Source organism: Dehalogenimonas sp. NIT-SK1, assembly GCF_055384165.1.
This window is the reverse complement of the sequence record NZ_AP042352.1, coordinates 857,756-874,047: the sequence shown is the minus strand read 5'-3', so window position 1 is coordinate 874,047 and position 16,292 is coordinate 857,756. Positions and strand designations below refer to the sequence as shown.

Genomic DNA, 16,292 nt, shown 5'->3' with positions numbered 1-16,292 from the left:
GTCCTATTACGTTAGAATATCTTAGAATATCAGAGGAGAGGTGTCCGAGTGGCTTATGGTGTCGCTCTCGAAAAGCGATCTCCGTTAATACGGAGCGTGGGTTCGAATCCCACCCTCTCCGCCAAGGTTTTTATAGTTACTTTTTGAAAAAACCGGTTGTTTGACTAACTGCCACGATTTATTTATTATTGGCGGAATTCACTCATCTAAGTCGCGGAGAGGTGCTGGAGTGGTCTATCAGGCACGCCTGGAGAGCGTGAGTCGGGGCAACCCGACCGTGGGTTCGAATCCCACCCTCTCCGCCACCAACATTCAAGAGTCAGAATTGATTCGAGAGAGTTTATCGTAAACCCCGTTAACAAAAAAAGCGGAGCTATAAAAGCCCCGCTTTTTTTCATCGCAATAGTTTTAAGATTTTCTCTTGTCGAAGTCTTCCAAATCAAGGTTGTCAATAAAATCACGGAAAGCGCTCATTTTATTTATCTCATCCTCACTGGCTTTATTACGCCGTTCTGTAACTTCACTTGTTCCATTGATACTTTCAAATGATTCACTTTCATTTTCTCTATCTAATACGATTCCCGCTTTATCAAGTACAGAATCATCTGCGTATATGGGAACATCAACCCTTACTGCCAAAGCGAGAGCGTCTGAAGGCCTGGAGTCTATTTCAACCTGATTTCCATTAACGTTGAGTAGTACTTTAGCATAAAAAGTATCGTTCTTCAGGTCATTGACAACTACATATTCCACCTGCCCACCTAGTACTTCAATGGTGGTGGCTAATAAGTCATGGGTCATAGGTCTTTGCACCTGAATCCCTTCTTGTAGCCTGATGGCTATAGCCTGGGCTTCGGCTGAGCCAATCCAAATAGGCAAATAACGCAAAGTATCCTTTTCTTTGAGCATTACCACCCTCTGGTAATTGACCAAGCTAACCCGAATGCTTTCAATGGTCATTTCAATCATCTTTTCGAGGGCCTCCGTTGCTCTTATCTCATATAAGTATAAACAAGGCAATTCTACCTTCATGCTCTTTAAGTGTCAATGAAACGCAAACAAAATAAAATGGTGCCAACTGAAATTCAGTGAGTTGAAATATGGCTGAAAAAGTTCAGAAACATATTGGACTCCCGGGGAGGTGAAACCCGGGAGTCTTTTTAGTGAAACAGATATATGTGGAAAGCTGTTACCGTAGAGGCTATAGTCGTTGGATGCAAAAGATCAACGATATCCTGTCTCACCCCAAGTCCAGGGAAATTGAGCAAAGGATAAAAATCATCGAGTTCTTTGATGAATATGGTGCAGAAGCTGCCAGGAAAGCCTTCGACAAGAGCCGTTCTACCATTTACCTCTGGAAACAGAAGCTCAACAACTCAGGCGGCAAACTCTCAAGCCTGGCTCCAGGGGATAAGACACCCAAGAGCCGGAGAAAGCGCAGGCATGACCCCTTTATTGAGAGCTTCATTCTGGATTACCGCACCATTCATCCCGGAGTAGACAAGATGACCATAACCCCGGTGCTCAAAGCCGCCTGTGAGGCTAAAGGCATTAAACCGCCCTCGGAATCAACCATCGGCCGAATCATTGGGGATCTCAAGAAACATGGACTGCTGCCCAAAGGGGCAAAGGTCACTATCAATGGCAGGACCGGCAGACTGCACGAGAAAGCACCCCGTAAGGCCATAAAGAAAACCAGAAGGAAAGGCTTTGCCCCAAAGCTACCGGGGAGAGCTGGTGGAAATAGATACTGTGGATATCTTTGTGGATGGTCTCAATCGGTATCTGATTACCGCTATTGACCTGCCTACCCGCTTTGCCTTTGCCTTTATCTACAAGACCGGTTCATCAGCTTCAGCCAAAGACTTCCTGGGCAAGCTTAACTGGGTAGCACCCTTTAAGATAACCAGGCTTCAAACAGATAACGGATCTGAATTCCTGAAGCATTTTGCTCACGCCGCCCAAAACCAGGGGCTCATCCATTATTTCAACTATCCCCGCCGTCCCCAGTCCAACGGCCACCTGGAGAGATTTAACCGTACCATACAGGAACAGTTTGCCTATTACCATACCGACTGCATAGATGAACCGGATGATTTTAACCGGCCGCTTATGGAGTACCTGATCTGGTACAACACCGAAAAGGCCCACCGGGGTATTGGCAAAATACCCCCACTACGCTATTATCTGGATAAATTCATCACTGACCCGCAAAAGTCCAATATGTACTGGACCCTTACAATGGCTTTAACAATGGTTCATTTTGTAGTAGAATAACGAGCCCACTTATAATTACAAATCATATTCAGTTCCCTGTATTATAAAGATGCTGGCATTGTGTTTTAAGAAAGATAATTAGCTATCTGGAAGGAGACAAAGACAAATGCAAAAAACTTCGGAGGCGATTCTGTGGTTCAACCAGGTAACTAAAAATGATATCCCAGTAGTTGGCGGCAAAGGCGCCAATCTGGGTGAAATGTCCGGAGCCGGGATTCCGGTTCCTCCGGGTTTCATCGTAACCGCAAACGCCTATTATGATTTTATCAGCGCCTCCGGATTACAACCCAAAATTAAACATCTACTTAACAACCTTGACGTCGAAGACTCGCGGGAACTATCTAGCGCCGCCGGGAAAGTCAAGCAGTTGATAATGGATACCCCAATGCCGCCGGAGCTGGGGGAAAAAATAAAACAGGCCTATCTAGATTTAGGTGAAGGTCTTGTAGCTGTAAGATCTTCTGCAACTGCGGAAGACCTTCCGGAGGCCTCTTTTGCCGGACAGCAAAGTACATATCTAAATATTGCAGGCTCGGATGAGGTAGTTTTAGCCGTGCAGAAATGCTGGGCATCTTTATTTGAGCCGCGCGCTGTTTATTATCGTTCCGAGCAAGGATTTGATCATTTTCAGGTTGGAATAGCTGTTCCGGTTCAACGAATGGTGCAATCGGTTACATCGGGAGTCATATTCACTATTGAACCTATTACCAGCGATGCCTCAAAACTGGTTATAGAAGTTATTTACGGTTTGGGTGAGGGCCTGGTTTCCGGTGAAATTACCCCCGATCTTTTTATTGTTGACAAAACAGGCCCATCAATTCAATCCCGCCGAATAAGCAGGCAGACACGCAGGTTGGTACGCAATACTTCCGGTTCCGAGCCGGGTGCCGAAGGTACGAACTACTGGCAATCTATCCCGCCGTCCAAGCAGGAACTACAAAAACTTACCGATGAAGAAATAATCAAACTGGCTGAACTAGCCGTTCACATTGAGAAGCATTATAATTCACATCAGGACATCGAATGGGCTAAAGAAGATGGCAATATTTATATAGTGCAATCGCGTCCGGTTACCGCTCTTAAAGAGAGTTCTGAGGTAGAACCGGAAATAAAACAGCCCATTCTACTGGCTGGAGCTGCGGCCTCACCTGGCTTAGCCTCGGGACCTGTAAAAATTACCCTTAACCCATCTGAAATCGACCGTGTTTCAAGCGGAGACATCCTGGTGGCTGAGATGACCACTCCAGATTTTGTCCCAGCCATGAAACGTGCTTCCGCAATCGTAACTAACCGTGGTGGCCGTACTTCCCATGCCGCCATTGTGAGCCGGGAACTCGGTATACCATGCGTAGTGGGCACTGGTGAAGCCACTTCTTTGCTGAAAGACGGCCAGGTGATCACTGTTGATGGGGCACACGGTAAAGTTTACAACGGCAAAGTAACCAGACGAGTGCAAACTTCATCTGTAGCGAGTTTAGTACGGGACGCTATAGCTACAAAAACTAAGGTTTACGTTAATTTAGCGCAACCAGAATTAGCTGACCTTGTTGCGGCACGAAATGTAGACGGTGTGGGTCTTCTTCGGGCAGAATTTATCATAAGTGCCATCGGCAAGCACCCGAACTTCATGGTGGACAATGGACGCCAAGAAGAATTCACCCAGCAGCTTTATGAAGGGATTTTGCCCTTCGCCAAGGCATTCCACCCAAGGCCCGTTGTCTACAGGACTACTGACTTTAAGTCCAATGAATATCGTGAACTTGAAGGCGGGGATATTTATGAGCAATCCGAGGAAAATCCCATGCTGGGATACCGGGGCGCATCTCGCTATATCCGCGACATTGAAAGCTTCAAAATGGAAATCGAAGCCATAAAAAGGGTGCGTGAAAATTATCCCAATTTGTGGGTAATGATTCCTTTCGTAAGAACCGTCGATGAGCTGAAGCAGACAATCGCCATTCTAGAAGAAGAAGGTCTGAAACGCGGGCCGGATTTCAAGCTCTGGATGATGACAGAAATACCCGCTAATATATTCCTTATAGACAAATTCATCGATGCTGGTATTGACGGCATCTCCATCGGTTCCAATGACCTTACCCAGTTGGTATTGGGAATAGATCGTGATTCAGAAAAATTACAGGAAACTTTTGATGAAAGAAATGAAGCGGTGATGGCTGCTTTGGAAATTGCGGTAAAGACCGCCAAAGCCAAGGGCATAACCGCCTCAATCTGTGGTCAGGCGCCATCCGTATATCCGGAATTAACTGAAAAGCTTGTCGCCTGGGGAATTACTTCAGTTTCGGTTAGCCCGGATATGATAGGCACCACGCGGGAAATTATCGCCAAAGCTGAAGCAAAACTGAAAAAATAGCTTTCCCTAATTTTTTTCGGTATTTCTGTTACAGAAATAATATTGTTGTTTCTTTATGAAGTTGGTTCCTTTTTATGTACGGTTAACAGTAATATAATACCGTTGAAAAATTAAAACTGAGAGCAATTTTTACCAGTGTTTGTAATCAACAACAATTCACGGATATTATACTATCATTGAAAGCCAATCTTCATACTGGCATGATATCGGAAATACTCTCGAGTTTAATTAATGAGTAATGATCAGTTGAGCATCAGAAATGAAATTGAAGAACGCGAATGTGTATGGCTTTCTCCTTTCGCTACACTATCTCGCGATAGTCGCGGTCGCATGGTCGATGAAACACCGTGCGTTATTCGTACAGAATTTCAACGGGATCGTGACAGAATAATTCATTCCAACGCTTTCCGCAGGTTAAAACATAAGACGCAGGTTTTTATTGCACCCATGGGTGACCATTATGTAACTCGTCTTACTCATACCCTTGAAGTATCGCAACTAGCACGAACCATCACTCGTGGTCTCCGTCTAAACGAAGACCTTGCCGAGGCAATAAGCTTAGGCCATGACCTTGGGCACACTCCTTTTGGGCACGCCGGTGAGGAAGTCCTGAATGAACTTTACCCTGGGGGGTTTCGGCACCATGAACAGAGTCTTCGCGTGGTGGATAAACTGGAAAAAAAGGGGCGCGGCTTAAACCTCACTTGGGAGGTCAGAGACGGAATTTTGAACCACTCAAAATCAAGAACAGGTATAACTTCGGTTAAAACAAGTCATGCGTCAACGCCTGAAGGTGAGATATGTCGTTTAGCAGACGCTTTGGCCTACGTTAATCATGATATTGGTGATGCTGTCCGAGCCGGTATCATCGAGGAAAAAGAACTACCCGCTACTGCGGTGAAGGTTCTCGGTAGCTGTCACTCAGCAAGAATTGATACAATGATTAAGGACGTAATCAACTTTTCTCACGGCATCTCAGAACAAAATGATAAATCCCCCGCGGTAATCGGTATGAGTGAACCGGTCCTGAAAGCGACTAATATTCTTCGCGATTTTATGTTTGAACGCGTATATCAACGGCAGGATGCGGATGCTGAGGCCGCCCGAAACATGGTCAGATCATTATACGGTTTTTTACTGCGCTTTCCCCATCGCCTTCCGGATGAGTATATTTATGAAGATGATCCAGAGCGCGGAGTGGTGGATTATATCGCCGGCATGACAGACCTTTACGCTTCAAGCATGGCCATGTCATTTGGATTGGTCTAATATGGATACTGTATCTGAAATTAAGGCTAAGGCCGATATTGTAGAATTCATTGGTCAATATACTAAACTGGTGCGTTCCGGGAAAACCCTCAAGGGTCTCTGCCCCTTTCATTCAGAAAAGCACGGCAGCTTTTTCGTGTATCCGGAAAATCAGAGCTGGCACTGTTTTGGAGCCTGTTCTACCGGGGGGGATATTTTTTCATTCATAATGAAAAAAGAAGGGCTATCCTTCACGGAAGCGATAGACAGACTTGCTGAAAAATACGGCATTCAAATCTCATCGAAAAAAACGACTTCGCCGGAAAGAGAGCGTTATGACAGGATTTATCAGGCAAACGCAGCCGCTGCCCAATACTTTCACAACCTGTTGCTGAACTCACCGGAGGCGGCTAAGGCCAGAGCTTATCTTCAGGAACGAGGAGTTAACGAAAACTCAATCGCAAATTTTCAATTAGGCTATGCATTACCCGAATGGCAGGCCCTCAGAGAAAACCTGAATGAAGCCGGTTTTGATGATAGCATCCTACTTGAAGCAGGATTATTAGGCAGTTCCGATTCCGGTCGTTGCTATGACCGCTTTCGAGACCAACTGATAATTCCCATTGCTGAAATTAGAGGTCGTATTTCCGGTTTCGGTGCCAGAGTACTTAACGATTCCCAGCCCAAATATCTAAATTCACCCGAAACCCTGGTATTTTCTAAAAGCTCAACCCTGTTTGGAATTGGTTTGGCTGCTCCAGCTATACGTCAACAGGATATGGCAATTATCACCGAAGGCTATTTTGACACGGTAATCAGTCATCAATATAGCTTCAACAACACCATTGCCAGCATGGGTACAGCGATTACCGATAAACAGATTGCAATACTTAAAAAACTGACCAAACACATCGTCCTTGCGATGGATGCCGATGAAGCGGGTGAAGAAGCGGTTTCACGGTGCATCAGCTTTGAAAATTTGCTGGACAGTGAAATCAAAGTAATAACATCACCTCCAGAACAAGACCCGGATGATGTTATCCGTAGTGATCACCAAGAATGGAGGAAGATGATTGGTTCTGCGGTGCCTCTGATGGATTTCATACTTATGAAAAAATCAGCCAAATATGACCTAAACACGGCTCAAGGCAAAGCGGACTTGGCGAATTCACTGTTGCCGGTTATCGTTGAAATACAAGATCCGGTCAGGCGCGGTCATTATATAACAGAAGCGGCGAAAAAAGTGGGTATATCGCCGACTGAAATGCAGTATAAGATGAACAAACTAAAGAATATCTCCCGACCACCCAAAGCACGAGATGCTGTCACGACCCCTGAGAAAAGCATCGTCGAAACCGGGGCGGTAAATTCGGTGGAAAGTTATGTGCTTACAATCCTATTAAAACACCCCGAACTGAAAGACCAAGCCGAATTGCTTCGCCCGGAGTATTTTGAGGACACAGAGAACCGGCTTATTTTCGAAGCTTTACTGGCAAACAAAGAAATTACATCTGTCACAGATGAACTGGATTCAATGCTGCACGACCGGCTGGATTATTTATTAACTCAGAAATGTCCTGACAATCGACTGAACGACCGGATAACCGAATGCGTTATGAGATTAGAAGAAAAATATCTTAAAAATACCGCTTCTAAAATCAAAGAGGTATTGAACGCCGAAGAAAATCACGGAAGTTCTGCGGAAATATTAAAGTATCATGAACAAGGCCTGAAACTGGACAGTCGCCTTGCTGATTTATTCAAGCGAAAAGAAGACAGGGGCCGCAGCCCGGAGAGGTAACATAGATATGGAAAAAGAAATCACCAGTCACTTAAACAATAATGAAGAGGGCAAATTGGCCAAAGCTTTAACCGTTATCCCCAGTGAGGAATCCGATGACGAGGAAGAAGAGAAAGAAAAGGCGCCTTCTGCTGATGACGTAAACGGGGATGATTTGAGTGAAGATGAAGATTCGGACTCGGATTCAATTCCTGAAGAGGCCGAACATATGCTGCCTACTAGTCTGAATGTTGCCACCGAGCAATTGGAACACGGAATCGTTGATGATCCGGTCCGCATGTATCTACATGAAATCGGGCGGGTGCCTCTGCTTAACGCGGAAACCGAAAAAATGCTGGCTAAGAAGATGGAAGCGGGTAAACGTATTCGCGAGATAAAAGAAGTATGCCGCGAAACTGACGGTCAAAATCCGAATTCAGTCAGGGTCATTGTCTGTATGCTCCAGGAGCTGGTTAAAGCCGCGGAAACAGTTGCTCTGCTACAAAAACAGCTTGGGCTGGATGATTCTACCAATTTTAAAGAGGCTGTTTTCGCTCCCAAGTTGCGAGCCAGTATAGACCAGGAAATAGACCAGGAACTTACCAGGAGCATTGCTGAGGAGCAGGGCCAGCCGGTCTCACAGATAGAGCAAGCCTTGATTGACCTGTCTTTGAACAGCGAATTGCTGCCCCAGAAAGTGCTTGAAGGTATCCCTGAGGAAACCGACCTGTCGGAAATAAACGCCCTGGTAGAAAGCACAGCTTTTGTAAGCAGATTAGCCAACTATGAACACCAGTTTAAAAGCTACCTGGACACCATTGAGATTGAGGCCCGAAAAGCAGAGAGGCATCTTATTCAGGCCAATCTGAGACTGGTGGTCAGCGTCGCTAAAAAACACATAGGACGGGGTATGCCGCTGCTTGACCTTATCCAGGAAGGCAACATAGGGCTTATCCGAGCGGTTGAGAAATTTGACTTCCACCGCGGCTTCAAGTTCTCCACTTACGCTACCTGGTGGATACGACAGGCTATTACTCGAGCCATCGCTGACCAGGCGCGCACCATCCGTATTCCGGTACATATGGTGGAGACTATCAATAAGCTTCTATCCATATCGAGAGCCCTGTCACAAAAACTGGGACGTGAACCCACCCCGGATGAAATTGCCACTGAAATGGAACTGCCGCCGGAGAAGGTGAGGGAAATAGCCAAGGTAAGCCAGCTGCCGGTATCCCTGGAATCCCCCATAGGCGAAGAAGAGGATTCGCACCTTGGTGACTTTATTGAGGACCAAAATGCCTTGCCACCGCCTGACGCGGCTTCGCGCCAGTTGCTCAAGGAGCAGATTGATAACGTACTGGACAGCCTTACGCCACGGGAACGACGCGTCCTTCAACTTCGCTTCGGCCTGGAAGACGGCAGGAGCAGAACACTGGAGGAAGTCGGCAAGGAGTTTAATGTTACCCGCGAACGTATCCGTCAGATAGAGGCCAAGGCTTTAAGGAAATTGCGCCATCCTACCCGCAGCCGGAAACTGAAGGACTACCTGGAATAAGCTTCCGGCAGGGAAAGCGAATATAACGGAACAGCGTTTAAGGATTCATACATGATACCTGTGCGTCTCAGATTAAAAAACTTCCTGCCCTATCGCGGAGAGATACTTCCCTTTTCTTTCCAGGGTATACACCTGGCCTGTATTTCAGGTGATAACGGGGCTGGAAAAACATCCATTATTGACGCTATTACCTGGGCGCTCTGGGGCAAATCAAGACTAAGGAGCAAGTCCACCACTGATGACGACCTCATCACCCAGGGAGAACAAACGGCGGAGGTGGCTTTCGACTTCCTGGCTGGTGACGGCCAGGTGTACCGGGTAGAAAGGAAACGCACTAAGCCTAAAAAAACCAGCGGCAGCGGGCAATCAGAACTGAAGCTGTTTCATCGCGCTGGGGATGAATTCAAGGATATATCCGGTTCCGTCATGAGCGAAACAGGTGAACAGATAAAAAAACTGCTTCATCTTGACTATGATACCTTTATCAACAGCGCCTATCTTAAGCAGGGAGAGGCCGACCATTTTACCGAACTGCGTCCCAATGAGCGCAAAGAGGTGCTGGCCAATATCCTGGGACTGGACATTTACGATTCGCTGGCGGCCAATGCCAAGACCAAGGCCTCTGAAGCTGCCAGCTACCGGAAGCTGCTAGCGGAACGCATCAAGCTGGAAATGGAGAAGTTACAGCAGCGTCCCGAACTGGAAAAATCACTGGATACCACCAGTCAAAAACTGACTGAAAGCCGTAAATCACTGAATCAGAAGCAGCTCCGGCTGGATGAACTGCGCGGCTTACGCCAGAAAACACTCGGGCTGGAAGATTCGCTGCGGCAAACCCGGCAGATCATAAAAGAGATAGAACAGGACATGGCCGATAAGCAGTCAGAACTGGAAAAAGCTGAGAAGCGGATTGAAAGTTACCAGGCGGTCATTGCGGAAAAGCAAAGAGTGGAAGAAGGTTTTGCGGCATATCAGGCGGTCAAGCAAAAAAATGAGGTCCTAAACCAGAAGCTGACCGGTTTGAGACAAAAGGAAGCCCAGGCCGCAGCGCTGCGCCAGACAATTACCGAGGCCCGGCACGGCCTGGAGCGCAAACACGATGAGTGGAAAAGGGCTTATGACGACCTGGCCGCCAAGTCGGAAGCACTGGAAAGCCTCCGCAACTCGCTGAAGGAAACGGATTCAGCGCTTGGTCAGTTAGCGGAACGGGAAAAGCAACTGGAAACCCTTAAAAGCAGGGTTCAAGAACTCAAAATTCATATAGCCGGGATAGACTCAGAGGTAACCCGGGGCCGACAGAACATCGAGGAAATCAGGGAAAAGATCAAGCTGCTGGCGGCGTCGGAAGCCGCGGCCTGCCCGGTATGCGAAACCGAACTCAGCCAGGAACGCCTGGGTAACGTCAAGCTGAAGTATGAAACCGAAATGGCGGAACAACAGAGCAAGCTGGGTAAAATGGAGACTGACAGGAAAGATAAACTCGGCGAAATTGCCCAAATCGAACGGGAACTCGAGGCAGAATCCGCGTTGAAAGCGGAAAGAAACAAGCTATCCTCCCAGCAGGCGGTTATGTTAAAAAATATTGAAGAGGCCGAGGCCGCGGCCAAGCGCCTACCGGAAGGCCAGAAGCAGCTGGCTGAGATATCGGCCAGGATACAAAAGGGCGACTACGCCCCGGATGAAAACACCAAACTCGCCGAAATTATCAAAGCCATTGCCGAGCTTGATTACGATGCTGAGGAGCACCGGCAGGTGAGCGCTGAAATCAAGACGCTGGAAATTTACGACCGGCAGCATCGGGAGCTATCGGAAGCTGAGAAACTGCTGGCCTCGGAGCAGTCAGTATGCCGAAGCGGCAAATCCGCCATCGCCGAGCTCAAGAAGCGCCTGGAGGCCCGCCGCAATGAGGCCGGTGAGCTGACCGGTAGAATAAACGAGCTTCCGCGCATAGAGGCCGGCGAGATTGAAGGCGCCGAGCGCGAACTCCAGAAACTGACCACCGAAGTGGGTGAGCTTTCCGAACAACTCGGCGGACTCAAGCAGAACCTGGCTTACCTGGATGACCTGGAAAAGGAAATCGCGGACAAGACGGCTGAAATGAACCGACACGCCGCGGCGGAAAGCATCTACAAAGAGCTGCAGGAAGCTTTCGGTAAAAAGATACCGGCTCTTATCATAGAAAACGCCATCCCGGAAATGGAATCCGAAGCCAACCGCCTGCTGGCCAGGATGACCGACAACCGCATGAGCCTCAAGCTGGAACTGCAGCGTACCACCCGCAAGGGAGAAACGGCCGAAACATTTGATATCAAAATCGCCGACGAACTCGGTACCCGCGACTATGACCTCTTCAGCGGCGGCGAGGCTTTCCGCATCAACCTGGCGCTTAGACTGGCTCTTTCACGGCTGCTGGTCAACCGCAAGGCCGGCGCGCCGCTTCGAACTCTTATCATCGACGAGGGTTTTGGCACCCAGGACACTTCCGGCATTGATAAACTCAAAGAGGCCATTTCCAGCATCCAGAATCAGTTTGACTGCATCCTGGTTATCACCCACATTGAAGAGTTCAAGGAAGCCTTCCCGGCCCGCATTGAGGTGCTTAAAACCGCTGACGGCAGCGACATCAAGATCAGTTACAACTAAAGCCCGAGGTCAGCGGCGACACCCTGCATTGATTTCAGGGATAATTCCACGAACTCTTCCAGGGTAAGGCCGATTTCGGAGCAGGTGGCAATCTGTTCCCGGTTGGCGCCGGCGGCAAAGCTTTTTTCTTTAAAACGCTTCAGTATAGACTTGGCCTGCACCACGTCCAGCTTCTTTTCCGGCCGGATGAGCGCCCCGGCGGTTATCAGACCGGTTACCGGGTCAGCGCAGTAAAGCGCCTTGTCCATCATCGTTTGACGCGGCTCTCCAAGCATGCCGTGGCACAGGATGGCGTGGCAGATTTCTTCGGATGCCCCCATCTCCCGCGCCATATCTGCTGACATGCGACCGTGAACGCTCATGTCGCCGCCGCAGCGATCCAGGTCGATATCATGCAGCAGGCCGGCCAAGCCCCATTCATCCTGGTCCTGGCCCAGTTTTTCAGCCAGGCCGCGCATAACCGCTTCGGTGGCCAGCATGTGCTTGACCAGGTTCAAGTTTGAAACCTCACGTTTTACCGCGTTAAGTGCTTCTTCTCTATTCATCTTGTTCTCCATGCGGTATCTTAGTCACCTTGAAGCCGCATTGTCAAAAACTTAAGTTGTTGCTATATTGAGGCCCATGCGGCACATTGAGGGCTTTTTCGACAACGGCTGCGACGGCGGTCTTTTTTACCGGGCATGGCAGCCGGACGCGTCGCCGCGGGCGGTTATATTGCTCATTCACGGCCTGGCGGAGCATTCCGGTCGCTACGAGTCAGTCATCAGCTATATGCTTGGCCAGGGAATGCCAGTTTGGACCTACGACCAGCGGGGCCACGGACGCTCACCGGGACAGCGCTGTTATGTCAATAACTTCGGCGATCTTACCGGCGATTTGGCTAAATTTATTGCCAGAGTTAAATCAGACCATCCGGATACCCCCCTGTTCCTGCTGGGACACAGCCTGGGAGCGCTTGAGGCGGCTGATTATGCCGCCGGCGGCGCCAACGATATCCATGGGGCTATTCTATCCGCCGTGCCGCTGTGCATCCATCACAACACTCCTGAACTGCTGGTAAAACTGGCCAGCGTGTTTTCCAAACTGGCGCCGAGACTGGGACTGCAGAAGCTGCCTTCCGATACCATCAGCCGGGATAAAAGTGTGGTACAAGATTATGTAAACGATCCACTGGTTTATACCGGCAAGATTCCGGCGCGCATGGGCGCCGAGATGTTCCGCAGTGTCAAAGCAGTCAGTACCAATCTGCCGGCAATAAACCTGCCCATACTGGTACTTCACGGCGGTGAAGACCGCATGGCGCTGCCGGACGGCGGAAAGCTGCTGTTTGAGCACGCTTCTTCAGTTGATAAGGAACTGCATATTTTCCCGGAGTGCTACCACGAGATATTCAACGAAGTCTGCGGCGACACGGCCCTGGCGGTAACGGGCAAATGGCTGAACCGGCAGCTCTCCCCAATTCCGGCCTCCGCATAACAGACGTCCTAAAATTATTTCAGGGCAGCACTTTTTGAAGGTATCGGCCGGTGGCTGAGGCAGCTACCCCGGCGATTTGTTCCGGTGTACCTACGGCCACTACTTCCCCACCGCGGTGACCGGCATCCGGCCCCAGGTCAACAATCCAGTCCGCGTTTTTGATTATGTCCAGCTGGTGCTCAATGACCACTACCGAATTGCCGGCTTCCACCAGCCGCTGCATTACCTTGAGTAAAGCGGCCACGTCATCAAAGGACAGCCCGGTGGTGGGTTCGTCCAGGATGTAGAGTGTATGTCCATATGGACGGCGCGCCAGCTCGGTGGACAGCTTGATGCGCTGCGCCTCGCCGCCGGAGAGCGTCGGCGCCGGCTGCCCCAGCCGGATATATCCCAGGCCGACATCGTGCATGCTCTTGAGCTTGTTTTTAATTGACGGGACGTTGGTGAAAAACTCCAGCGCGTGGTCCACCGTCATGTCCAGTACCTCGGCGATATTCTGCCCCTTGAAGCGGATGTCGAGAACTTCACGGGAGTAGCGCTGGCCGTGGCAAACCTCGCAGGGTACGGTGACATCGGGCAGAAACTGCATTTCTATTTCAATGTAGCCTTCCCCGCGGCAGGCCTCACAGCGGCCGCCTTTTACATTAAAGGAAAAGCGCCCGGCGTTGTAACCACGCACCCGGGCTTCCGGCACCGACGCGAACAGTTCACGGATAGGAGTAAAGGCGCCGGTATAAGTAGCCGGATTGCTCCGTGGCGTACGGCCGATGGGCGACTGGTCAATGGCAATGACTTTATCAATGTACTCAAGGCCGTCGATACCGTCATGGTCACCGGGCTTCTGCCGCGCGTTATTGAAGACCTGGGCCATTTTCTTGAATAAAATCTCGTTGACCAGCGTGCTCTTGCCGGAGCCGGACACGCCGGAAATGCAGACCAACCGGCCCAGGGGAATATGAACATCGATATTTTTAAGATTGTTCTGGCGCGCCCCGCGGACGACCATTTCCCGGCCGTTGCCTTCTCGCCGATGCTCCGGAAGCGGTATGGTCTTGCGGCCGGAGAGGTATTGCCCGGTCATGGAGTGGCGGCATTCCAGCACTTCCTGGAGCGGCCCGGAAACCACCACATGGCCGCCGTGCTCTCCGGACCCCGGCCCGAGGTCAATTATCCAGTCAGCGGCACGCATCATGGCTTCATCATGTTCTACCACTATAATGGAGTTGCCCAGGTCACGCAGGCGCTTCAGCGTTTCAATCAGCCGGGAATCATCGGCCGGGTGAAGCCCGACAGTAGGCTCATCGCAGATGTAAAGCACACCCATCAGGCCGGAGCCGATCTGGGTGGCCAGCCGAATGCGCTGCGACTCACCGCCGGAAAGGGTGGCCGAAGCCCGGTCAATGGAGAGGTAGTCCAGGCCAACGTCTTTCAAAAAGCCCAGCCGGGACTTCAGTTCCTTGATAATCTGGCGGGCGATAAGCTGCTCTTTCTCGGAAAAGACCGTTTTCTCACCGCCCAGGCCGTCCACCCACTCCAAGCTGTCGGCCACCGACAAGGCGGAAACGTCAGCTATGCTGCGGCTGTCTATCAGCACCCCCAGGGCTTCGGGCTTCAGGCGCTGCCCGCCGCAGGTGGGACAAATATTGGCGACCATGTAGCGGCCGATGCCGGACTTGACCTGCTCGGACTCGGAGTCTCGCCACAGGCGCTCCAGCCGCGGTATCACCCCTTCGAAGCCGGCGGTGTATTCCCGCGTCTTGCCGAAGCGATTTTTCATCTTGAATTTGCGCCCGCCCTCACCATAAAGCACCACTTCAAGCTGTTCCGGCGTCAGCTGCTCCACCGGTACGTTCAGGCTGAATTTATGACGACGAGCTACGTCCTCCAGCTGGGAAAAATACCAGGTCTGCCACTGGTAAGGGCTGATGGCGCCTTCGGCCAGGGTCAGCTTTTTATTGGGGATGACCAGTTCCGGATCAAAATCCATCTTCACCCCCAGCCCGGTGCAATCCGGGCAGGCGCCGTGCGGTGAATTGAAACTGAAAGAGCGCGGTTCTATTTCCGGCAGGGATATGCCGCAGTCCGCGCAGGCGAATTTCTCGGAGAACATGTACTCCGCCCCATCGATAACAGCCACCATGACATTACCCTCGCCCAGCTTAAGCGCCGTCTCGATGGAGTCCGCCAGGCGGCTCTGTTCGTCAGACTGGCCAATGACCAGCCGGTCAACCACCACTTCTATCTTGTGTTTTTTCTTTTTATCAAGCTCAATTTCATCCGCCAGGTCCCGCACCTTTCCGTCAATGCGCACCCTGGCGTAGCCGGACTTGCGCAGCTCGCCGAACATGGCCTGGTGCTCACCCTTGCGATCCTTGACCAGCGGGCCCAGGATCATAATGCGGGACTCTGCCGGCAGTTTCCTGACCGTATCCACTATCTGCTCAATGGTCTGCATGGCTATCGGCCGGCCGCATCCGGGACAATGGGGACGTCCGACTCGGGCGAAAAGCAGCCGCAGGTAATCATAAATCTCGGTGGTAGTGCCCACGGTGGAGCGCGGATTGCGCGAAGCGCCCTTCTGGTCAATGGAAATGGACGGCGACAGGCCTTCTATATAATCCACGTCCGGCTTCTCCATGCGGCCCAGAAACTGCCGGGCATAGGAGGAAAGCGACTCCATGTAGCGGCGCTGGCCTTCAGCGTAAATGGTGTCAAAAGCCAGGGAACTCTTGCCGGAGCCGGAAGCGCCGGTGATGACCACCAGCTGGTCACGGGGTATGGTAACGTCTATATTTTTAAGGTTGTGCTCACGCGCGCCCTTAACGACAATCTTATCCAGAGGCATGGAAACTCCTTAGAAAACAGTCTTTCATTATACCCCTGAAACGCCTTTTCGGACAATCCGCGGGGGTTTGGCTGACAATAGCTCGCGCCGATTTGTT

Annotated in this window: 11 protein-coding genes and 2 tRNA genes; 10 read left to right on the top strand and 3 right to left on the bottom strand. The window is 50.3% G+C overall.

What is annotated here, in order from left to right; translation table 11 throughout:
• Window positions 1–34: 34 nt before the first annotated feature.
• Both ACZ48S_RS04545 and ACZ48S_RS04540 read left to right on the top strand, forming a co-directional pair.
• A tRNA-Ser gene (locus tag ACZ48S_RS04545) sits at window positions 35–124 on the top strand.
• Between the two features lie 91 nt (window positions 125–215).
• Window positions 216–305 (top strand) — tRNA-Ser (locus tag ACZ48S_RS04540).
• Window positions 306–408: 103 nt separating this feature from the next.
• Here the strand turns inward: ACZ48S_RS04540 and ACZ48S_RS04535 are convergent.
• On the bottom strand, window positions 409–969 hold the full coding sequence (locus ACZ48S_RS04535; protein ID WP_464211380.1) for a bifunctional nuclease family protein: 561 nt from the start codon (window positions 967–969) through the stop codon (window positions 409–411).
• 245 nt (window positions 970–1,214) lie between these two features.
• On the opposite strand from ACZ48S_RS04535, the gene ACZ48S_RS04530 reads away from it, so the two are divergent.
• From ACZ48S_RS04530 to ACZ48S_RS04500, 7 genes are all read left to right on the top strand, one after another.
• Window positions 1,215–1,802, top strand: a complete 588-nt coding sequence (locus ACZ48S_RS04530; protein WP_464211378.1) for a COG3415 family protein — start codon at window positions 1,215–1,217, stop codon at window positions 1,800–1,802.
• The gene (locus ACZ48S_RS04525) at window positions 1,738–2,277 is read left to right on the top strand and encodes an integrase core domain-containing protein (RefSeq protein ID WP_464211376.1); all 540 of its coding nucleotides are present in this window, start codon (window positions 1,738–1,740) and stop codon (window positions 2,275–2,277) included. Before ACZ48S_RS04530 ends, ACZ48S_RS04525 begins: the two co-directional genes overlap by 65 nt.
• A 106-nt stretch (window positions 2,278–2,383) precedes the next feature.
• On the top strand, window positions 2,384–4,648 hold the full coding sequence (gene ppsA, locus ACZ48S_RS04520; protein WP_464211374.1) for a phosphoenolpyruvate synthase: 2,265 nt from the start codon (window positions 2,384–2,386) through the stop codon (window positions 4,646–4,648).
• 231 nt (window positions 4,649–4,879) lie between these two features.
• On the top strand, window positions 4,880–5,917 hold the full coding sequence (locus ACZ48S_RS04515) for a deoxyguanosinetriphosphate triphosphohydrolase (RefSeq protein ID WP_464211373.1): 1,038 nt from the start codon (window positions 4,880–4,882) through the stop codon (window positions 5,915–5,917).
• 1 nt (window position 5,918) lies between these two features.
• Window positions 5,919–7,697, top strand: coding sequence for a DNA primase (gene dnaG, locus ACZ48S_RS04510; RefSeq protein WP_464211371.1), 1,779 nt, complete (start codon window positions 5,919–5,921; stop codon window positions 7,695–7,697).
• A gap of 7 nt (window positions 7,698–7,704) precedes the next feature.
• A complete protein-coding gene (gene rpoD / locus ACZ48S_RS04505) occupies window positions 7,705–9,231 on the top strand; it encodes an RNA polymerase sigma factor RpoD (protein ID WP_464214516.1) in 1,527 nt (508 codons plus the stop codon).
• Window positions 9,232–9,282: 51 nt separating this feature from the next.
• Window positions 9,283–11,874 carry an AAA family ATPase gene (locus ACZ48S_RS04500; RefSeq protein WP_464214514.1) on the top strand — a complete coding sequence of 864 codons (2,592 nt, stop codon included), beginning with the start codon at window positions 9,283–9,285 and terminating at the stop codon, window positions 11,872–11,874.
• Here the strand turns inward: ACZ48S_RS04500 and ACZ48S_RS04495 are convergent.
• Window positions 11,871–12,419, bottom strand: coding sequence for an HD domain-containing protein (locus ACZ48S_RS04495; RefSeq protein WP_464214512.1), 549 nt, complete (start codon window positions 12,417–12,419; stop codon window positions 11,871–11,873). The two genes, ACZ48S_RS04500 and ACZ48S_RS04495, sit on opposite strands and share 4 nt — an antisense overlap.
• A gap of 76 nt (window positions 12,420–12,495) precedes the next feature.
• Here ACZ48S_RS04495 and ACZ48S_RS04490 point away from each other — a divergent pair, with 76 nt between their 5' ends.
• On the top strand, window positions 12,496–13,350 hold the full coding sequence (locus ACZ48S_RS04490; RefSeq protein ID WP_464214510.1) for an alpha/beta hydrolase: 855 nt from the start codon (window positions 12,496–12,498) through the stop codon (window positions 13,348–13,350).
• Between the two features lie 19 nt (window positions 13,351–13,369).
• Here ACZ48S_RS04490 and uvrA read toward each other — a convergent pair whose 3' ends face one another.
• A complete protein-coding gene (gene uvrA, locus ACZ48S_RS04485) occupies window positions 13,370–16,195 on the bottom strand; it encodes an excinuclease ABC subunit UvrA (protein ID WP_464214508.1) in 2,826 nt (941 codons plus the stop codon).
• Between the last annotated feature and the right edge of the window lie 97 nt (window positions 16,196–16,292).

Coding starts and splice junctions, on each gene's coding strand:
- ACZ48S_RS04535 (WP_464211380.1), bottom strand. CDS start 969: ATGATTGAAATGACCATTGAAAGCATTCGGGTTAGCTTGGTCAATTAC.
- ACZ48S_RS04530 (WP_464211378.1), top strand. CDS start 1,215: ATGCAAAAGATCAACGATATCCTGTCTCACCCCAAGTCCAGGGAAATT.
- ppsA (WP_464211374.1), top strand. CDS start 2,384: ATGCAAAAAACTTCGGAGGCGATTCTGTGGTTCAACCAGGTAACTAAA.
- ACZ48S_RS04515 (WP_464211373.1), top strand. CDS start 4,880: ATGAGTAATGATCAGTTGAGCATCAGAAATGAAATTGAAGAACGCGAA.
- dnaG (WP_464211371.1), top strand. CDS start 5,919: ATGGATACTGTATCTGAAATTAAGGCTAAGGCCGATATTGTAGAATTC.
- rpoD (WP_464214516.1), top strand. CDS start 7,705: ATGGAAAAAGAAATCACCAGTCACTTAAACAATAATGAAGAGGGCAAA.
- ACZ48S_RS04500 (WP_464214514.1), top strand. CDS start 9,283: ATGATACCTGTGCGTCTCAGATTAAAAAACTTCCTGCCCTATCGCGGA.
- ACZ48S_RS04495 (WP_464214512.1), bottom strand. CDS start 12,419: ATGAATAGAGAAGAAGCACTTAACGCGGTAAAACGTGAGGTTTCAAAC.
- ACZ48S_RS04490 (WP_464214510.1), top strand. CDS start 12,496: ATGCGGCACATTGAGGGCTTTTTCGACAACGGCTGCGACGGCGGTCTT.
- uvrA (WP_464214508.1), bottom strand. CDS start 16,195: ATGCCTCTGGATAAGATTGTCGTTAAGGGCGCGCGTGAGCACAACCTT.